This is a genomic window from Runella limosa DSM 17973, from assembly GCF_000482465.1.
Lineage (GTDB): Bacteria > Bacteroidota > Bacteroidia > Cytophagales > Spirosomataceae > Runella > Runella limosa.
The window spans coordinates 269,473-291,208 of record NZ_KI519422.1 but is presented as its reverse complement, the minus strand read 5'-3'; the positions used below and the strand labels follow the sequence as shown (position 1 = coordinate 291,208).

Here is a 21,736-nt window from a genome sequence, read left to right as displayed (position 1 = left end):
ATCAACTCATTATCAAATAGCATACCAACCTAGTCCAACAAGTATGTATTTTGCTGAAAATCAACGTATTTATACCATAAAGTCGCGCATTTTTATAAAATTTAAAAAACGTATATACCAATACAAAAAGACATTTATTTCCACAAAAATCGCACCAAATAAAAAAAGAGAAGGGGTGATGCCCTAGCACCACCCCTTCTCTTAGTATTCTTAACTACAAATATTACAGCTTCTTACCTGCCTTCTTGGTCTGCTTGATCGTGAACGGAATACACAAATCAACTGGGCAGCAGTTTTCACCTGGCACGATGATGACGGGGCAACAGCCCTCTGCTGGACACGTCTTGTTGGTGGCCGTAAAGGTGTAGCTTCCAACATCACTCAGCAATACCGTATTGCCTGTCGCTACCGCTGTACTACCTCCATCTTTAAACCATTGTACGTTGGTGTATTTTGCTGGAATGCTCACTTCAATTTTCTCCGTTGGACAAAGCTTAATCGGCACCGTGAAACACTGACGATCAATGTCATCTTCTTCCTCGTTGTTATTACAAGGTGTTGAGTCAACGTCTCCTTCGTTGGCAGCACAAATTTGAGCGGTGTTGTAGTGAATACCTTCCTGAATTGCCTTGATGCGATACGTTAACGTTACGGTATCTCCGTTGGCGGCAATGTTACCGATATTCCACGTAATCACGCTTCCAGTGATGCTTGCCGTTCCACGACTTGTCGTAAAGCTTCCAGCAATAAATTGAACCGTACTCGCTATCGAATCAGTCACTGATACACCCGAAGCATTGTTGGCTGACTCGTTCCATACTTTGATGGTATAAGTAAGCGTATCGCCAATTTGTACCACTTTCTTGTTAATCAACTTCTTCAACGCCAAGTCAATTTCACAGTCTTGGGCGTTGATTGTCGCTGGAACGCGGCTTGTACTTACCGCCGTCGGACAAGTTGGGTCGGTACTACGGGCTTGTGCATAGAATACGGCATTGGCCGTCACTACGCCACTTGGCTTGTAGTTTAAGCCCGTTGCTAACACAGTTCCGCCTGTTTGTTGACTAAACCATTCAACCGTGGCCAAACCTACTACCGTTGCTTTTAAGGTTGGGAAAGTATCGCCTTTACATACCGTAAAGCTCGACGTCAACAAAATAGGCACAGGAGGGTTACAGTTACAGTTAGGGCCTGTGATGATGGTGTCTTGTACGCAAATCGCACTCAACGTATCCACAATCCGTACGCTCGCTCCCGAAGGAATACCCGTTACTGTGTATGGATTATTTCCGCTCAATACGCCTTTATCTACTTTTATTGCGCCATTTTTGCCCGTTACACTAAAGGTTAAACTGTACGTCTGAACATCCGCCGAACACACAGGTGCTCCCGTCAACGTAAAGCTTGTTGTGATACATGGTACAACCAAACCTGCGTCGATGGTTGGATTGTCTTTTTGTAAACCTGTGCCAGTCGCCACAATTTCTACCACTTGGCTCAATCCTGTCGTTGGACTAAAATCACTATCTTTGGTATCATCGCCTTGATTTTGTTTACTGCTAATGATGCAACTGTCTGGCAAGCTCGTTACCACAATTTTCACTTGGTAGCTTCCGCTCGACAAATCAGAGAACAAGTACAAGCCCTGCGCATTTGTTGTGTCAGTAGCCAAAACTGCGCTCGTGGTTGCGTTCAATAGCTGAACAATCACACCTGCTACTGGTGGTTCACCTGCGTCTTGAACGCCATTGTCGTTCAAATCTTTCCAAACATAATCCCCAATCGAGCCTTTTGGTGAGAACAAAGCACCATCCACCGTTGGATTGTCTTTGGCAATACCCGTTCCAAAAGCATTGATTGTAACCAGCTGGCTCAAGCCTGTAGTCGGGTCAAAATCACTGTCTTTGGTATCGTCACCACCTTGGTCTTTTTTGCTGCTAATTACGCAACCTGCTGGCAAACTACTCGTTACGATTTTGACTTGGTACGTACCACTCAACAAGTTCGGGAACAAATACAAGCCATTGGCATCCGTTGTATCCGTTGCCAAAACTGTTGTCCCTTGCAGCAACTGAACGATTACCCCTGCCACTGGTGGCTCGGTAGCATCCTGAACACCGTTGTCGTTTTGGTCTTTCCAAACATAATCCCCAATCGAACCTTTTGGTGTGAACAAACCTGCATCAATCGTTGGGTTGTCTTTCGCCAAACCTGTGCTTGTCGCAGTGATAGTTATCACTTGGCTCAAGCCTGTGGTTGGACTGAAATCAGAATCTTTCGTGTCATCGCCACCTTGATTTTGTTTGCTGCTGATGGTACAGCTGTCTGGCAAACTTGTGACTACGATTTTCACTTGGTAGCTGCCACTCAATAAGTTCGGGAAAGAATACAAACCGCTCGCGTCTGTTGTATCAGTGGCCAACACAGCGCTTGTGGTTGCATTCAACAACTGCACAATTACGCCTTTTACGCCTGGCTCACCCGAATCTTGTACGCCGTTGTCATTCAAATCTTTCCAAACATAATCTCCAATCGAACCTTTCGGCGTAAACAAGCCTGCGTCGATGGTTGGGTTATCTTTGACAATGCCCGTGCCTTTGGCATCAATCGTCACCACTTGGCTCAAGCCTGTCGTTGGACTAAAATCAGAATCTTTCGTGTCATCGCCACCTAGATTTTGTTTGCTGCTAATCAAGCAGCTATCTGGCAAACTGCTCAACACGATTTTCACTTGGTAACTTCCACTCAATAAGTTCGGGAAAGAATACAAACCACTCGCGTCTGTTGTATCAGTGGCCAACACGGCACTCGTCGTCGGGTTCAACAATTGTACGATTACACCTCGCACTCCTGGCTCGCCCGAATCCTGTACGCCGTTGTCATTCAAATCTTTCCAAACATAATCCCCAATCGAACCTTTTGGCGTAAACAAGCCTGCGTCGATGGTTGGATTATCTTTTTGTAAACCTGTTCCCAAGGTATTGATTACTACAACTTGGCTTTCTCCCGTTGTTGGGCTAAAATCCGAATCTTTGGTATCATCTCCGCCTTGGTTTTGTTTGCTGCTAATGACACAGCTATCTGGCAAACTACTCAACACAATTTTCACTTTGTAACTACCCGACTCCAAGCCATTGAAACCGTACAAACCACTCACGTCTGTTGTATCGGTTGCTAAGACAGCGTTTGTCGTCGAGTTTAGCAATTGAACGATGACGCCTCTCACTCCTGGTTCTCCCGAATCTTGGACACCGTTATCGTTCAAATCTTTCCACACGTAGTCGCCAATTGAGCCTTTCTGGCAGTTTTTCACCTCTACGGCTACGGTATCAGCACAACCCGTTTGGGCATTTCTAAGAACAAACTGATACACACCGATACTTGTCAGTCCCGTTACAGCGCCTGTTTGTGCGTCAATCGTCGCCACACTTGGGGTATTTCCTAATTGAGTCCAAGTCTCGCCTGCGGCAGCGTCTGGCAAATTGATAGTACCTACGGTATTACAAATCGCATTGGTACCTGTGCTATCAGCTCCTGCGGTTGGCTTCTTGTTCACTACCAAACGAACAAAAGCAGTATCGGCACATGACGTTTGGGTATTGGTCACAATCACTGCGTAATACTTCGTTCCTACCGTCGTAATCGCACTACCAGATGGTGTAAAGCTTGCACTTGTTGCACCACCAATGGCTGTTCCTAAGCTACCTGTTGTATCGCTCAACGCTCCGTACCAACGGTAACTTACGCCCGTACTTGGAGTAGCGGTGAAGGCCGCAGGTAAATCACCCACGCAAATTGTTTGCTGTTTAGCCGTTGCATTGGCTACTGGGCGAACGTTAATTGTCAATGACACAAAGGCCGTATCCGAACATATTGGGGCTACGCCAGTTGCTATCACAGCATAATATCTTCTTCCTGTAAAGCCTCCTGCTGGAGTGAATGAAGCATTGGTTTGACCACTAATTGCTGTTCCTAACGTTCCCGTCGTATCAGTCAATGGACCATACCAACGGTAAGTAATCCCTGCACTTGGAAGAGTGACCGCAGTGTAAGAAGCGATTGTTCCTCCTTGGCAAATTACTTGATTTTTTGGCGTGGCAGTCACTACAGGTTTGATACAGCTACAATCTTTGAATGGTAAAATAATCGTTGTGTCTTTGTAGCAGCACAAGCCGTTGTACAAACGAATGTAGAACGTATCGCCTGCCGCCGTGGCGGGGTTGGCTAAGTTGTTCAACGTAATGGTTGTCCCTGTCAATGCCGTCGCTGAAGCGTAAGCAGCTCCTGTAAAGACACCACCTGAATTTTTCGAGAAAGCGTACTTATCGGCACATTTTACGTCGGTCAGCTCTATTTTGGCATCGCTATTAGGCGTGATGGCTGTACACGTTGCTTGCGTAACAGTTACTTTATAGTTATAAGGTTCTACGCAGTAAAAACCAGCATCAAACGTGTGATTCGTCGTAGCTACTGTACCTGTTGTAAGTGTAATCACGGGGAAACTACCTCCTTCGCCCGTTACACTTGCTTTGGCTGCATCACTATCGTTATGGTCATTGCCAGTCCCTGTAGTTGCGTCTTTTAGTGTCAGTAAAAACTTCCCAAGACCTGCAACTGCCAAGGTATCACTGCTATTGGTGATTTGTCCTGATGTACCAAAAACCAAACGATAAGCCGTAAGAGGCAATAAAGTCGTATCAGCTCCCGTTGCCGACCACGTACCTGTGGTCAATTTCGATTTACGGCTGAAGTAGTATTCTCCGTTGGCGTCGGTTTTTGTAGTAGCAATTTTTGTATTGCCTTTGTAGAGTGTTACACTCACATCTTTCAAACCTTTTTCACAAGCATCCTGAATACCGTCTTTGTTGGTATCAAGCCAAGTGCGATTTCCGATTTCTATGATGTCTAAGTTATCACAGTTCAATTCTATATCACCCAAACCTGTTGCTTTGGCAAACGTACCTGGGATTTGGAAAGCGCCCGGAGCTCGTGTCACATAGACCGAATAAGCCCCAGTCACTTTACCGTCGCTGTTGTTCATATAACGAACTCCTCCTGCATACGGTTGCTCATCTACAGGGTCAATCGTCGTTACGACCACCTCACCAGAGCCTGGTTTAAGGGCCAGTCCACCCATGATTTGTTCGGCGTGCCAGATTCGATTAGGATTTCCGTCTTGGCGCCAGTTATCATCGTAAAACTCCCCAAAACCTGGCCCTTGCGAATTAGCAGGCCCATATCCAGTGTTAGGCCCTGCCTTGGCATTGTTTTCTAATACAAACGCACCATTGGCATAAAAAGCCCTTAAAATATCCCCTGCTTGTGAGTTTGTCTCATATAAGTCTGTCGTTGTTGTATTAGGATGATAGTTGGCATCTCCACCTTGTAAACCAGTACGGTCTCCGAAAGCCAATACCATCGAGCCATCAACATCAAACTCAATATCAGTGAAAATAGGAACAGGATGACGAAGTACTGTGCCTTCAAGCAAATCATTAAAGTTATCAGTCCAAGGAAACCAGCCCGTAATGCTTGTATTGGCTGCCGCTGGATAACCTTTAGGATAGGTTAGCGGGAAGTCAAAGATTTGAGTAAATGTTGTTCCATCTAATTCATATACAGAAGCACGAAGGTTTGTTTTAGAAGAAGTAGAAGCATCACAAACACCACCGACATACACTTTGCCGTTGTAGGCTTTTATCGCCCAAGGACGGTACTCACCTCCCGTACACGTAGCAGGAATAGTAAAGCTGGCTACATTGCTAGTCGTAGGCGCAGTTCCATTTTGGTTGTATTGGGTAATATCAATTGAATACAATTTTTTATCACTCAAGTTGGTCAACCATAATTTATTACCATCGTCTGACACATCCATATCACCGATCCCTACTTTGCCAATGGCACTAAACGACTGTTGGTCACGGCTAGGTTGGGTTTTATCAGCCTGTAAACCGCGAGCACTGTTGGTAGCAATGGTACCAACGTTGATACCGATAGTCGATACATTGATGAAGTTACTTACCGTTGGAGAAGCTGAATTTGTGTAATCCATCACATACAAACCTCCTAAGCCTAAAGACCCCAGTCCTGCATGGCGTTTTAAAACCGCACTTAGAAAGAGTTTTTTTGTATATTTATTATACGACAACCCCCAGATTGTGCCTATTTTACCCGCATTGGTAATCATTTGTTCGCCTTGAAAAGTCGAAGACGAAACACGGTATGGAATACTTACCAAGGCGTCAGCATTGGCAGAAAGATTGGCTGCGCTTACTCCTTGCTGCGAACTTATCAAAGGATCGCCGTACGTAAAACAAGGCACAAACACCCTTAGGTTACTACCCGAACAATATTCGACTGGATTGACTATCCCCAAATGGATATTACAAGAAGGCGCATTGACAAATTGAACTGAGGTACGAGAATTAGTTCCGTTTACTCCTAGCTTATAAATAGAAGGTACACTACTAAACTCAACCCGAACAGGGTATTTGTTAGCAGGAACAGGAATCGAATAAAAGCCGTATCCATCAGTGGTGGTGTTATAAACCGTACCATCACACGCGATGGCTTTGACGGCAACATCCGAAACCCCTGCGGTTTCTCCCGCTTCTCTGACCCCGTTATCATTAAAGTCTTTGAAAACCATCCCCCCTACGTTATTTCCACTACAAGCTGCTGTAGGGCAGGCTGCTGGAGCATTAAATGTGGTTGATGTTGTACAAGTAGCATTAAATCGAGCTGTAAGGGCATTATTGGTGCTCCCATTAGCATCTACTTCAAAAGCTACCACCTGTGGGCTTACAATGGTTTGTGTCCCTGATAGTGGCGCGCTATTGTTTGCCTGAGGGTAACTTACTGTAATACTTCCTGGGGTAATTGTCCTCGTTTGAGAACCTGTTGTGACGGTAATCACACCACCACTGGGGGCATTAGTCCATCCCACCTCAACACTGACGGTGGCTTTGCTTTGGCCATTCACCAAGTAACAGCCTGAGACCGTTACTTTACGAATAGTGACAGAACACTGGGCTTGGGTTTTCTGAGAGCTCCATAGGAATATACCTATGATAGCCAGCGACTGTAGCCAAAAACTAAACAGCCAATTGACATACTCCCCTCGATAAGTGCGAAGTAAAGATTTCATGCAGATGTGCGACAAAATAGGGTAAGTGAAAAATCATTCTTTTATCTACCTTTTTGCAGCAAAACACATACCAATGTGATTTTTTATTAGAAATTCAGTATATACTAACAAATCAATTGGATACCAACTCAAAATATTAATATCCAATCATCATAAGTTTATATCTGCAAACGAAGTGCTATATCCCGCAACAATCGAACCAAACTTCAAGAATACACATTAAAAAAAGGGCAATAAGCACCTATTTCCCTTTTTTATTATCCCTTCAAGAATACCAAAGACCGTTAAATACCTTTCCAACTTTTTCTCGCATTCACTACAAATGGGATATAAACATCTGCTCACTTTAAGATTACGCCCTCTTTGGGAATACCTGTTACCAAATCTTTGGGAAAAAACAGCCAAGCAAGACAACAAAAAGCCCCCCTTCTTCCGATGAAAAAGGGGGGCGCGGTTGGCTACAACCTTATTTTACTTTTTCTTTCTTTTTTGAATCGTGAATGGCACGCACAAATCCTCTGGGCAGCAGTTCACTCCTGGCTCAATGATGATTGGACAACATCCTTCTGCTGGACAAGTCTGATTTGTTGCAGTGAAAGTATATATACCCACTTCACTCAGCAATACCACATTGCCCGTTGCTACTGGCGTCGTTCCACCATCTTTGAACCATTGTACATTTGTCAAAGACGCAGGTACCGATGCTTCCACTTGGTTGGTTGGGCACACCTTAAATGGCACGCTAAAACACTGGCGGTCGATGTCGTCTTCTGTCTGGCTACCATTGCCTGGCGTCGAATCCACATCTTTTTGATCTACTTTCGAGATTTCAGCCGTGTTGAAGTGCAGCCCTTCTTGGGTCGCTCGTACTCGATAGGTCAACGTCACCGTATCGCCATTGGCTGCAATGTTGCCAATCGTCCACTTTATGACATTGCCGCTGATTGTCGCACTACCACGGCTTGGTTGAAAACTACCCGCAATGAACTGTACCGTCGTCGCAATACTGTCCGCGACTTCTACGCCCGTTGCATTTTTGTTCGATTCATTCCAGACTTTTAGCGTATAAGTAAGTATATCACCTACCTGCGCTATCTTCGTGTTAATCGACTTCTTCAATGCTAAGTCAACCGTGTCTATACAACTTTGAGCATTTATCGTCGCTGGGACTCGGCCTGTACTTACCGCCGTTGGACAGGTTGGGTCTGTGCTACGTGCTTGCGCATAGAAGACCGTATTGGCTGCTACTATGCCACTTGGCTTGAAGTTTAAGCCCGTAAACAACACTGTTCCGCCTGTTTGTTGACTAAACCATTCTACAGTTGCAAGACCCACCACCGTCGCTTTTAAGGTCGGGAAAGTATCCCCGATACAAGCCGTCAAACTTGGTGTCAATAATTGCGGTAGCGCTGGATTACAGTTACAGTTAGGCCCTACAATCGTCGTGTCTGATTTACAAAGCGCACTTAAACTATCCGTGATAATCACACTTTGCCCCGATGGAATGCCTGTCACAGTATAAGGATTATTACCTGTAAGCACTCCTTTGTTCACCTTTACAATACCTAGTTTATTGGTGACATTGAACGTAATGCTATATGTCTGCAGATTGGCCGAACATACAGGGGTACCCGTCAAGGTTACACTCGACTCTACGCATGGTATAACTAATCCTGCATCCACCGTTGGGTTATCTTTGGCAAGACCTGTTCCCAACGCATTGATGGTTACTACTTGGCTCAAACCTGTCGTTGGATTAAAGTCGCTGTCTTTCGTATCGTCACCGCCCAAGTCTTGTTGGCTGCTAATCACGCAACCTGCTGGTAAGCTCGTTGTTACAATTTTTACTTGGTAAGTACCACTTTCCAAATTCGAGAACAAGTACAAACCTTGAGCGTTCGTCGTGTCAGTCGCCAACACCGCACTGGTGGTTGAGTTCAACAATTGAACGATCACACCTGCAACCGCTGGCTCACCTGAGTCTTGAACGCCGTTGTTGTTTTGGTCTTTCCAAACATAGTCACCAATTGAACCTTTCGGAGAATACAAGCCTGCATCCACCGTCGGGTTATCTTTGGCCAAACCTGTTCCCAACGCATTGATTGTCACGACTTGACTCAAACCTGTCGTTGGATTGAAATCTGAATCTTTCGTATCGTCACCGCCCAAGTCTTGCTGACTGCTAATCACGCAACCTGCTGGTAAGCTCGTTGTTACAATTTTCACTTGGTAAGTACCACTTTCCAAATTCGAGAACAAGTACAAACCTTGAGCGTTCGTCGTGTCAGTCGCCAACACCGCACTGGTGGTTGAGTTCAACAATTGAACAATCACACCTGCCACTGCTGGCTCTCCTGAGTCTTGAACACCGTTGTTGTTTTGGTCTTTCCAAACATAGTCACCAATTGAACCTTTCGGAGAATACAAGCCTGCATCCACCGTCGGGTTGTCTTTCGCAAGACCCGTTCCCAACGCATTGATTGTCACCACTTGGCTCAAGCCAGTCGTTGGGTTAAAATCACTGTCTTTCGTATCGTCACCGCCCAAGTCTTGCTGGCTGCTGATGACACAACCCGCTGGCAGACTCGTCGTTACAATTTTCACTTGGTAAGTACCGCTTTCCAAATTTGAGAACAAGTACAAACCTTGAGCGTTCGTTGTATCAGTCGCCAACACCGCACTGGTGGTTGAGTTCAACAATTGAACGATCACGCCCGCTACCGCTGGCTCTCCTGAGTCTTGAACACCGTTGTTGTTTTGGTCTTTCCAAACGTAATCGCCAATCGAACCTTTCGGAGAATACAAGCCCGCGTCAACCGTTGGGTTATCTTTGGCAATGCCTGTTCCCAAAGCATTGATGGTCACGACTTGACTCAAGCCCGTTGTTGGGTTGAAATCTGAATCTTTCGTATCGTCACCGCCCAAGTCTTGCTGGCTGCTAATCACGCAACCCGCTGGCAAGCTTGTTGTTACAATTTTCACTTGGTAAGTACCACTCTCCAAATTTGAGAACAAGTACAAACCTTGGGCGTTCGTTGTGTCAGTCGCCAACACCGCACTGGTAGTTGAATTCAACAATTGAACAATCACACCTGCTACCGCTGGCTCTCCTGAGTCTTGAACACCGTTGTTGTTTTGGTCTTTCCAAACATAGTCACCAATCGAACCTTTTGGCGAATACAACGCCGCGTCAACCGTTGGATTGTCTTTGGCGATGCCCGTTCCCAAGGCATTGATGGTCACGACTTGGCTCAAACCTGTCGTTGGATTGAAATCTGAATCTTTCGTATCGTCACCGCCCAAGTCTTGTTGACTGCTAATCACGCAACCCGCTGGTAGGCTCGTCGTCACAATTTTTACTTGGTATGTGCCACTTTCCAAATTCGAGAACAAGTACAAACCTTGAGCGTTCGTCGTGTCAGTTGCTAAAACGGCACTGGTCGTTGAGTTCAACAATTGAACAATTACTCCCGCAACTGCTGGCTCACCAGAGTCTTGAACACCGTTGTTGTTTTGGTCTTTCCATACATAGTCACCAATCGAACCTTTCGGAGAATACAAGCCCGCGTCAACCGTTGGATTGTCTTTGGCAATGCCTGTTCCCAAGGCATTGATGGTTACTACTTGGCTCAAACCTGTCGTTGGATTGAAATCTGAATCTTTCGTATCGTCACCGCCCAAGTCTTGTTGGCTACTGATGACACAACCCGCTGGCAAACTCGTCGTTACGATTTTTACTTGGTAAGTTCCACTCTCCAAATTTGAGAATAAGTACAAACCGTTTGCATCCGTCGTATCAGTCGCCAACACCGCACTCGTTGTAGAGTTCAACAATTGAACGATCACACCTGCAACCGCTGGCTCTCCTGAGTCTTGAACACCGTTGTTGTTTTGGTCTTTCCAAACATAGTCACCAATTGAACCTTTCGGAGAATACAAACCTGCATCCACCGTTGGGTTATCTTTGGCCAAACCTGTTCCCAAGGCATTGATTGTCACCACTTGACTCAAACCTGTCGTTGGGTTAAAATCACTGTCTTTCGTATCGTCACCACCCTGGTCTTGTTGACTACTGATGACACAACCCGCTGGTAAGCTCGTCGTTACAATTTTTACTTGGTAAGTTCCTGACTTCAAGTTCGGGAACAAGTACAAACCACTCGCATCCGTCGTGTCAGTTGCCAAAACAGCGCTAGTTGTTGAATTCAACAATTGAACGATCACACCTGCCACCGCTGGCTCACCCGAATCTTGAACACCGTTGTTGTTTTGGTCTTTCCATACGTAGTCACCAATCGAACCTTTCGGTGTTGACAGTGCCGCATCTATCGTTGGATTGTCTTTGGCGATACCTGTCCCCGAAACATTAATGGTTATCAATGGACTCAAGCCTGTGGTTGGATTAAAGTCAGAGTCTTTCGTATCGTCGCCCCCCAAATCTTGCTTACTGCTAATTACACAGCTATCAGGCAAACTTGTTGTTACGATTTTTACTTGGTAGGTCCCATTTGGTAAGTTAGGGAACAAATACAAACCGTTAAAGTTTGTCGTATCCGTCGCTATAACAGTCGTTCCTTGCAACAACTGCACGATTACGTCTGCCACTGGCGATTCGTTAGGGTCTTGAATACCATTGTCGTTTTGGTCTTTCCAAACAAAGTCTCCAATCGAACCTCTGAGCGAATACAAAGCAGCATCCACCGTTAAATTATCTTTAGCTGTGCCTGTACCCAAAGCATCGATGGTTACTACTTGGCTTAAACCTGTGGTTGAGTTGAAGTCGCTATCTTTTTCATCATCGCCACCCAAGTCTTGTTGGCTGCTAAGTGCACAGTCGGCAGGTAGGCTCGTTGTCACGATTTTCACTTGGTAGCTGCCACTCGACAAGTCCGAGAACAAGTACAAACCACTTGCATCCATTGTGTCAGTTGCCAATACCGCGCTGGTTGTCGAGTTCAATAATTGAACAATCACACCCGCCACTCCTACTTCAGTTGCATCTTGAATACCATTGTTGTTTTGGTCTTTCCAAACGTAATCACCAATGCTGCCTTTTGGTGAGTACAAGGCTGCGTCAACCGTTGGGTTGTCTTTGGCAATGCCTGTGCCCAACGCATTGATAGTTACCACTTGGCTCAAACCCGTGGTTGGGTTAAAGTCAGAGTCTTTGGTATCATCGCCACCCAAATTTTGCTGGCTACTGATGACACAACCTGCTGGTAAGCTCGTCGTCACGATTTTTACTTGATAAGTACCGCTTGACAAGTCAGAGAACAAGTACAATCCACTTGCGTCTGTCGTATCCGTTGCCAAAACTGCGCTGGTCGTAGAGTTCAACAATTGAACGATTACACCCGCTACTGCTGGTTCTCCCGAGTCTTGAACGCCGTTGTTATTTTGGTCTTTCCAAACGTAATCACCAATCGAACCTTTGGGCGAATACAAAGCCGCATCAATGGTTGGATTGTCTTTTGAAAGCCCTGTCAACGTTGGGTCTAAAGTGATTTTCGCACTAAAACCAGTGACTGGATTCACATCCGAATCTTTGGTATCATCACCACCCAAATCTTGTTTAGTACTAATCACACAACCTACTGGCAGACTTGTAATGACTACTTTGACGTAATAATCGCCTGCATCTAAGTTGGTAAAACCATAGGCACCGCTGGCATCGGTTGTATCTTTTGCGACTGGACTACCCGTTGTACTTCCTTTGTATAGTTCCACAATCACGTCTTTTACGCCCGTAGCGCCATCGTCTTGAATCCCATTATCATTAAGGTCTTTCCACACGTAGTCACCAATCGAACCTTTAGGTGAATAAAGTGCGGCATCAATATGTGGGTTGTTGCGCGATGTATCGGTTGCTGGCTTTGAAGTGTCTATCGTAATCAAGTGACTCAAACCTGCCGCGTTAAAATCAGAATCTAAAGTATCTGCTACTCCTGCCGCGTTAGGTTTAGACGAAATAACACAACCCGCTGGCAGTGAAGTTAAGAGCAGCTTGACTTGATAAGTATCTGATGTCAGGTTATTGAAACTGTAGAAACCATTGGCATCGGTCGTGTCTTCGTCAATCACGCTAGAGCCTTGCAAAAGTTGTACAATTACTCCAGCTTGTCCTGCTTCGGTTGGGTCTTGTTTGCCATCATTATTGGCATCTTTCCAAACATAATTACCGATAGAGCCTAGCGGTGAATAAAGCGCTCCGTCGATCGTTGGGTTATCTTTGGCAATACCCGAGCCAGTAGGAGTAATCGTTACCGATTGACTCAATCCAGTTGTGGGATCAAAATCAGAATCCAACGTATCAGCCACTCCAGCCGCATCTTTCTTTGAAGAAATAACACAGCCTGCTGGCAACGATGAAACCAAGATTTTCACTTGATAATTTCCAGCACTTAGGTTGTTAAATCCATAGATACCATTGGCATCAGTTGTATCGGTAGCTACGACGGTTGCACCTTGCACCAACTGCACAATCACTCCTGCTTGGCCAGCTTCACCGCTGTCTTGTTTGCCATTGTCATTTGTATCTTTCCAAATAAAGTTACCCAATGAACCCACAGGAGGCTGATAGCCACCATCGTACGTGTGTATATTGGCACCAGAACCGCCTGTAATGAAGGTCAATTCACCACTCGTACCATTAAGCGCAAAATCATTATCTGCCGAATCATTACCTAGCGCGTCTGTAGAAGCCAATACATTGGTTCCATTTGTTGCAGGGATTTTCAATCTGTACTTCGTAAACGGTTTCAAGGCTACGCCATACTTGATACCTGTCGCATCCGTTCCTGTTAGAGATGCGAAGTAGTAGTTACCGTTACCATCCGTAGTAACAGTGGTGATGGTAGCACCTGTTGAATCACAGAGCGTTACAACGACCCCACCCACTCCATTTTCTCCTGGATCTTGAATCCCGTTTCTATTTGTATCTAGCCAAATTCGGTTACCGATTTCGATGGGAGACGGGGCACAACTAAGTTCCAACGCTCCCAACCCAGCCGCTTTTCCGAAGGTGATACCACCGTCAGCTGTTGACTGGTAAATCTGATACCTTTTAGTGTATTTTCCCGTGGTATTACTAAACCAAGAAGTTCCCCCAGACCATGTACTCAACGGGTCCATGACTGTTGCCATTAGTAATCCACTTCCTGGAAGTGTAAAGCTACTACCCACATACGTTTCTTGGTGAATTTCGACGATAGGCCCCCCTATAACCAATTGTCCACTGTACTGATCATCCGAATAAAACTCTCCCCCACCTGGGCCTTGGCTATTGGCAGAGCCTGTTAGGCCACTCACATTTCCTCCCGACTCCAGCGTCCAAGTACTCGAGCCTTTTGCCAAACGTAGAAGATCACCACCAATATATCCACTGAATATACTATCGTTTGAAGCACCAGCCCCCGTATTTCGATAACCTAATTGGTGTCCCGAACGGTCAGTGAAGCCCAAAACCATGTCTCCGTTTTCCACAAAGTCTATGTCTGACAACATTGGCTGTGGGCGCATGGTTCTGGGTGCGCCTGGCGTCCCAACGGGCACACCCTTATAAAGCACACTGAAGTTATCTGTCCAAGGTAGCCACTTATCAGGTGTTTCTGAGGTGTGAACTTTTCCTTTAGGATAATTAAGAGAAAAATTGGCTACCGCCGTTGAATTAAAGGTTGTCGTGGCAGGATCAAAAGTATAGACATAAGAATGAAGGTTGCTTTGTGTACCTCCTGCACTTTCTGCCGTACAGACTGTTCCTACATATACTTTCCCGTGATAATAACGCACGGCAAAAGGGCGCGAAACCCCATTGGTACAGCCTGGATCAGGAATGGTATATGTATGAATATCCGCTGACGTAATCGTTGTTTTGGCAGGTACACCGATATTGATCGAAATAAGTTTTTTCTGGTATAAATTAATCACATAAAGCGTCCGACCATCTTCTGAAATCGTCATTCCTCCCAAACCTACTTTCCCTACCGCTCCAAAAGCAGATGGATCTTCATTACTTCCATTTGCCGCAGCTGGTAATGTACGTGTTCCAATCACCGACTGCCCGAGGTCAATGTTATGCGGAGCGCCACTAAACGTTTCCAAATCGACCAACAGTGCCGTACTAGGCGTAGTGCCTAGCTGGGTAGTAAAAATCCCTCCTAGCCCTGCCGAAAGTAACCCTACGTGGCGTTTCAAAAAGGCTGAGGTGAAGACTTTATTGGTTTCTCTTTGGTACGCCGCACCCCATACCGAACCGACTTCATTGGCATTGGCCAAGTGCGTAGGCGATGTTGTAGAAGCATTGGCGATGTCATACGGGAACTTCACTAGCGCATCTCCTGTTCCTGCCGTACCTCCCAGCGTGGGGTTTCCGTTCACAAAACAGGTAACAATCACATCAGGAATACCTGGACAGTAGTCACTTGGGTTGTTAGCGGCCAAGTTTACTCCCGTTAAAGGTGCTGTCACGAAGCGCACCGTTGTATTTCCTGTTTTACCGTTAGAGGCATAGAACGTGTTGGGAAGCGTAAACTCCAAACGTACATTTCCCGTAATACCCGCAATGGTATATGCTCCTGTTGCACTTGTAGTTGCAGTGGCTCCTACTTGTACATTGGAGGCATTAAAAGCTTTAACTGTCACTCCTTCAAGGCCAGGCTCAATAGGATTGGTGGTTTGCTGTGTTCCATTGATGTTAAAATCACGGAAAACAGTTCCACTTACTTGAGCCATTAACTGCTGATTCAGCAGCAGAGCTACAAAAAATAGCCCCCATTTCAGCAACCTCCCGATTCTCCTTGGCGGGTTCAGCTCCTTGTTCTTTGCTAACAAGGCGAAACGTTGGTAATTGTTTGGATACATAAACATTTGGATTTGGAACAGTTGTGTTGGTAATCCTCTCTAATTTTAAAACTCCGTTTGCTTTAGTAAGATATACACCGACCACCGCAAGGGATATACCTTCACCCTTCAAATACTATGCCAAAACTCTTATTTCAAATCCATAAAAAATCTGGGATAAAATTTTCATCTTTCAAATGAAATGGCCGTATCATAAAACCAAATCTCATTGAAAGCACTATAAGGAGCAATTACAAATGTCCTAAAAATACATGGCCTCGTCTTAGAAAGACGAGGCCAATGCTGCACACTTTACCCTACTTTGAAAAATTACGTTATCGATACTCGAAGACACTTCATAACGTTGTCCTATTACCCTGCATAACGTTGAGCAAGCTGTCTTTGTACAGCTGGACGATTTATTGCTTTTGAGCTTAAATTCTCTGTGACAAAATTACCACGAAAACAAACGCCTGCGACGCTGTTTCAAGTCCAAAACCGTGAAACCTACATTTTTGCCCGTGAAATCTACATTTTAGCCCGTGAAATCTACATTTTAGCCCGTGAAGCATTTTCGAAAAATGGGTAAAAACGGCCATTTGGGGAGTGGGTAAAAACAAAAAGTCTCCAAAAATTGGAGACTTTGCACACTCAAATTATAATTTCTTGACGAACTAACTCTTGAAAAATTGGTTTCCCCAACACCCTTTTAGGATTACTAAAAGGAGATTCAAGCAGGTAATCTCGCAAGCTATCCGATATTTCGTACGTAGAATAATAGCGTTTATCAAACAAAACGGGCGACTCTTTCAGGTCAAAAATACTGTAGCGATGCTCGTTGAATTGATAACTCAACCTTCGATAAGCCGAAGGGGGTGGTGGCGATAACGACGTTTCATCTGTTTGTAAAGAATGGTGTATATAATTCCAACCCTCCCATTGTTCGGGAAAATTGGCGACGTACTTGGCAAAAAAATCAAAAAGTTGTTGTAAAATTTTCTGGGAATATGCCTCTTTGGTTACGGATTTGTCGGGGTATATCCTTTCGCCCATGTAGAGAACATTACTCATATCCGATTTCCGATACGAAATCACTGGCACTAGCGGCACCCCAGCTACATAACTAAGGTAAGCCATTCCTTTTCGAGCAGTGATTGTTCGGCTTAAAAACGTGATTTTCTCAAGCTTTTCATCGCTTGTACCCACGTTTCCATCCAAATATACTAACAACGACCTCCCCGCTTTTAACTCTCTAAGCAGTTTTAGTACAATATTAGGATCTTCGGCACTTACCACGTGGACTTCACTATCCGTTTTGTACGTTTGTTTCATCCTATTTGTATAATCCATCATCGAATCAATCTGCTGTTTATAAACATCTTTTTTTACAATGGTTGTAAAATGATGCCCATTTTTAATCAACAAATTGGCAATGATTCGGTACGAACCTAAATGAAACGTACAAAATATACTCGGAGTACCTGGGGTTTCTAGCGCCTTCAGGTCACCATTGAGAGAGCATACCTCACTGATATGCAACACATTACGATCAAAGGTCTCAAATGCCAAGCTCGTTAGTAGTTTTCTAAACATCTCAGCATGTTCCGAAACAGGGATTTCAGGCAGGAAGTTGGTAAGGTTCGCTGAAAATATCGCAAACCTTACCATATACCCTTCTTCATCGTGTAAATTCACTTTATTAAATGCACTTTCGCAGTCGAGAAGCGCACGCTGATAGTTTATAAAACCTGAAAAGCTCATTGCTGACCGAGAGATTTATTGAAGAACTAGCTTATTTTCAACGTCGTTGTTTACCACAATTTTGTAGCAAGACGCAAACGGATCTGACTCACCAAGGTTGAGTACCTTTGCAGTTTCATTTTTGGCATAAAATTTGCCAGCCCGGATAAAAGAGTTCAATTCTTTTTTTGCTTTGATTTCGAATGACTTTTTCATTGTCGTAGTAGTTATTTTTTTTATTTTAAATTATTGATAACCAGTGCATTATTTGTTGTTTTTAACCCACTGTTGTTTTCCGCTTTGGATGATACAAAGGTAGAGGAGCGAAGCCTGCTGGGAAATCCGCAGTAATGCCTATATTTATGAAATGTTATAGTAACTATTGACTATTTTCTATCTTTGTGAGTCACAATACCCTACACTGCCAGAGGCAGTTGATACTTAAAGAGAAGCCATGAAGTCGATGACGCTTAATCGGTCTTTCTATAAAAACCCAAAGACTGGGGTTATTTTCTTGTTGGTTATAGTAATCTTTTGCGAGATTCTCGGGTGGGCTGTATCCCCCAAAACTCGCTTAGATATCTATGTCTCGTATCAGACTTTTTTTAGTTATGCCAAAAATATCTTAATCGGGATTTTAGTACCAGAGTTCTGTACCTTATATATACTGTCCTTCCTAATTGATATATACCACCGTTTTTGGGGAATCCGCAAAATCAACTTTAATACCCTATCTATCCTTTGGTATGAACTAAAATTCCTACCGCTGTTTTTTGTAGCATTTTTTCTTTTTTTCCCTGTTACGTTACATGTTCGCTTTTTGCTCCGCGAATTCCCCCACTATTCGTTTAACCGCTACCTCGATTTATACATTTTGCATGGTTTTACCATCGAAACCTATCTTTTATACTTACCATTTATCATCATTCTCGGTTATGTTTTACTAAATGTGTCGCTTGTTCGCGATTTTTTAGAAGTAACAAACAACCAAACACATTCTCAAAAACAAGCTATTGCGCTTCGTCGGCATTCTTCGCCAGCAGCCACTGTTATTAAAGAAACAGTAGTGACTCCTGCTCCGCTAAAAAGTTTTGCCGAAGCCGTCCCTGCTCCTGAATCAGAATCATTTACTACATTTTCAATAAATACCCCCATAACCGTCAGTAGCCCCGCATCTACCGACAAATACATCAAGTTTATTGACGGCAAAGCAACAACGGGTGAGGCGTTTTTGAGAATTGACGATTGCTACTTTTTTGAAACAGTAGAAGAGAAATACTTTGTGGAACACCCCAAAGGTCGCTTCCAAATCTCAAAACCGCTCGCTGTGCTAGAACTAGAGCTTGATCCAATTCACTTCTTCCGCATTCACCGAAGTTGTATCATCAACATGAATCACCTTAATAGCTATACGTACTGGGAAAAAGGAAAATACCTTGTGTATGTCAAAGGTACCAACCAAGCACGAGAGCTAGTGATGCCCCGTACTCGGCTGGATGCCTTCAAAAAATCGCTTAGTGAAAACCGTAGCCTTCCTAGCAAACAACTATAATGTATTGAGGTACGATTTTATCTGTAGCCCAAATTTGAGTAAATGTCGGTTGCTCTCAATGCCTAGTTTTTGAATTAAGTTTTGTTTGTGATTCGCCAGTGTTCGATAACTAATCGACAACGAGTCGGCTATTTCGTAGCCCGTCAGCCCCTCGGTTACTAGGTACAGAATCTGCCGTTCTCGCTTTGTAAGTGACTTCAACTTTCGGTGGGTTTCGCTATCTACCTCATTGACTCCCATCTTCTTCATCAAATCCTTGAAGCCATCGCTGTAGTATTTTGTTTGCGTCTGGATATACAACAAACATTTGTACAACTCCTCCAATTTATCTTCCGAATACAGGTAGCCATTAAAATTGGCGTCCAGTGCTTTGGAGAGTTCCCTGGAATTAGAGGCATTAAAAAACAAAACCATCTTAGGTCGGCTCGATGCTTCCGCAATTTGCTTTAATAAGTGACTTGTCTCTTTTCCGATTAAGTTGGCTTCGACAATCACGCACTTTGGTTTCTTGGTGTGAATCTTCTGAATAAGCTCATCCAACTCATTAGCTCTTCCTACAACATCGAAGCCTTCGCTCTCTAAAAGTTTGCTCAATACTTCGCACGAAAACGGCTCTTCTTTGGCAATCAATACGGACGAATCCATCTTCCGCAATCTCATTTCGGGATTTTTCATTTCTCTACTTATGGGGGATTTTACAGTTTATAACTGTATTGAAGATACGCTTTGCTGTACCCCATACGCAAGACATTTCCGTGAAACCTACTTTTTTGCCCGTGAAATCTACACGAAATTGATGTTTCACGGAAAATGGCAAAAAAAAAGGCTTCGATATACCTCGAAGCCTAAACTTTTTTTGGGCTATTTTTTTTTAAAATTGCTCCGTCAATGAGAAAAAGAAGCCTCCTTCAATCGCCGCATTTTCGTCTGAGTCAGAACCGTGAACGGCATTTGCTTCTAGCGACGTAGCGAACAATTTACGGATAGTTCCTTCGGCTGCTTGGGCTGGATTGGTCGCACCAATCAACGTGCGAAAATCTGCCACAGCATTTTCTTTTTCTAAAATCGCCGCATAAATCGGTCCCGATGACATGTATGCACACAGGCTGGCATAAAACGGACGTTCGGCGTGTACGGCATAAAATTGTCCTGCGCGCTCTTGGGTCAACAAGGTTTTTTTCAAAGCCACAATACGGAATCCCGCTTCTTCAATCATCTTCAAAATTGCGCCTGCATTCCCTGCTTCTACAGCGTCGGGTTTCACCATAGTGAATGTTCTGTTGGTTGCCATTAGTATGTTGTGATTTAAAATGAACAATTTTCGATAAAAAAGTGGGGCAAAACTACGCAGACTACACAGGTTTTGAAAACCTAGCAGGTCTTTTTTAAGAAAATTGCTAATTTTGCAAGCTATGCAACAGTGGAACGCATTTTACGAACTCATCAATTCGCCCCAAAAACGTGTTGTCATCTTGACCCACCAAAATCCTGACGCTGACGCGATAGGTTCTTCTTTGGGATGGAAATTATACCTTCAAAAAAAAGGACACAGTGCAACGGTCATCATTCCTAACGAATGTTCGGCCAATTTGCGCTGGATGCCCGACTTTGCTGAAGTAATTACGTACGACCAAAACGTTCAGTCTCAAGCACGCTCCAAACAGGTGATACAAGAAGCCGAGGTGATTTGTTGCTTAGACTTTAATGCCCTCCATCGTATCAAAGGCTTGGGCGAACTTGCACTGGCTTCAACGGCCACCAAGGTGCTCATTGACCACCATTTAGAGCCAGAATCCTTTGCTGACTTTGTGTTTTCGGATACCACCAAAGCCGCAACGGCGCAGTATGTATTTGAACTCATTCAGCAACTGGGGGATGCCTCGCTGGTGGACTTACCCATGGCCCAGTGCTTGTACGCGGGAATTATGACCGATACGGGGTCATTCCGACACGGAAGTACAACGCCCGAGGTACACCTTGCCGTAGCTGAACTCATGAAAACGGGTTTGCAAGTAAACGACGTCCATCGGGCTATTTTTGACAACAACACCATCAGTCGTACGCGGCTTTTAGGATATGTTTTATCAGAAAAACTTACCGTTTTGCCCGACTACCGTACGGTATATATGACCCTATCGCTCGAAGAGTTAAAACGCTTTCAATCGGAGATGGGCGACACTGAAGGCATTGTTAATTATGGGCTTTCGCTCGAAAACATCGTCATGTCGGTACTCATCATCGAACGCCGCGACGAAATCAAGCTATCATTCCGTTCAGTGTCTGATTTTTCGGTGCGCGACTTGGCCCATCAGTACTTTGCAGGAGGAGGTCATAAAAACGCCTCTGGTGGACGTACCAGTACCTCATTAAAAGAAACCACTGAGCTTTTATTATCAGTATTGCCCGAATACCAAAATGAGCTTTTAAGCGTTAAAAAATAATCTTGTAATCGCATCCCA

General features: G+C 44.4%; 8 protein-coding genes. 2 read left to right on the top strand and 6 right to left on the bottom strand.

Going from position 1 to position 21,736, the window contains the following annotated elements:
• Positions 1–223 precede the first annotated feature (223 nt).
• The 4 genes from K339_RS38075 to K339_RS0119060 form a co-directional block, all read right to left on the bottom strand.
• Positions 224–7,147, bottom strand: coding sequence for an SdrD B-like domain-containing protein (locus K339_RS38075; protein ID WP_028525034.1), 6,924 nt, complete (start codon positions 7,145–7,147; stop codon positions 224–226).
• A 471-nt stretch (positions 7,148–7,618) separates the two neighbouring features.
• Positions 7,619–16,006 carry an SdrD B-like domain-containing protein gene (locus K339_RS34175; protein ID WP_169731876.1) on the bottom strand — a complete coding sequence of 2,796 codons (8,388 nt, stop codon included), beginning with the start codon at positions 16,004–16,006 and terminating at the stop codon, positions 7,619–7,621.
• Between the two features lie 630 nt (positions 16,007–16,636).
• On the bottom strand, positions 16,637–17,746 hold the full coding sequence (locus K339_RS0119065) for an LpxL/LpxP family acyltransferase (RefSeq protein WP_028525032.1): 1,110 nt from the start codon (positions 17,744–17,746) through the stop codon (positions 16,637–16,639).
• 15 nt (positions 17,747–17,761) lie between these two features.
• Positions 17,762–17,941 carry a hypothetical protein gene (locus K339_RS0119060; protein WP_028525031.1) on the bottom strand — a complete coding sequence of 60 codons (180 nt, stop codon included), beginning with the start codon at positions 17,939–17,941 and terminating at the stop codon, positions 17,762–17,764.
• 604 nt (positions 17,942–18,545) lie between these two features.
• Here K339_RS0119060 and K339_RS36105 point away from each other — a divergent pair.
• Positions 18,546–19,277, top strand: coding sequence for a LytTR family DNA-binding domain-containing protein (locus tag K339_RS36105; RefSeq protein WP_051398117.1), 732 nt, complete (start codon positions 18,546–18,548; stop codon positions 19,275–19,277).
• On the opposite strand, the gene K339_RS0119050 is transcribed toward K339_RS36105, so the two are convergent.
• Positions 19,272–19,952, bottom strand: coding sequence for a response regulator transcription factor (locus tag K339_RS0119050; protein ID WP_037301114.1), 681 nt, complete (start codon positions 19,950–19,952; stop codon positions 19,272–19,274). The genes K339_RS36105 and K339_RS0119050 overlap by 6 nt on opposite strands.
• Before the next feature lie 196 nt (positions 19,953–20,148).
• Entirely contained in the window at positions 20,149–20,568 is a 420-nt protein-coding gene (locus tag K339_RS0119040) for a nucleoside-diphosphate kinase (RefSeq protein ID WP_028525028.1), read from the bottom strand.
• A gap of 121 nt (positions 20,569–20,689) precedes the next feature.
• On the opposite strand from K339_RS0119040, the gene K339_RS0119035 reads away from it, so the two are divergent.
• The gene (locus K339_RS0119035; protein ID WP_028525027.1) at positions 20,690–21,718 is read left to right on the top strand and encodes a DHH family phosphoesterase; all 1,029 of its coding nucleotides are present in this window, start codon (positions 20,690–20,692) and stop codon (positions 21,716–21,718) included.
• The last annotated feature ends 18 nt before the right edge of the window (positions 21,719–21,736 follow it).

Coding starts and splice junctions, on each gene's coding strand:
- K339_RS38075 (WP_028525034.1), bottom strand. CDS start 7,147: ATGAAATCTTTACTTCGCACTTATCGAGGGGAGTATGTCAATTGGCTG.
- K339_RS0119035 (WP_028525027.1), top strand. CDS start 20,690: ATGCAACAGTGGAACGCATTTTACGAACTCATCAATTCGCCCCAAAAA.
- K339_RS0119060 (WP_028525031.1), bottom strand. CDS start 17,941: ATGAAAAAGTCATTCGAAATCAAAGCAAAAAAAGAATTGAACTCTTTT.
- K339_RS0119065 (WP_028525032.1), bottom strand. CDS start 17,746: ATGAGCTTTTCAGGTTTTATAAACTATCAGCGTGCGCTTCTCGACTGC.
- K339_RS0119040 (WP_028525028.1), bottom strand. CDS start 20,568: ATGGCAACCAACAGAACATTCACTATGGTGAAACCCGACGCTGTAGAA.
- K339_RS34175 (WP_169731876.1), bottom strand. CDS start 16,006: ATGTATCCAAACAATTACCAACGTTTCGCCTTGTTAGCAAAGAACAAG.
- K339_RS0119050 (WP_037301114.1), bottom strand. CDS start 19,952: ATGAAAAATCCCGAAATGAGATTGCGGAAGATGGATTCGTCCGTATTG.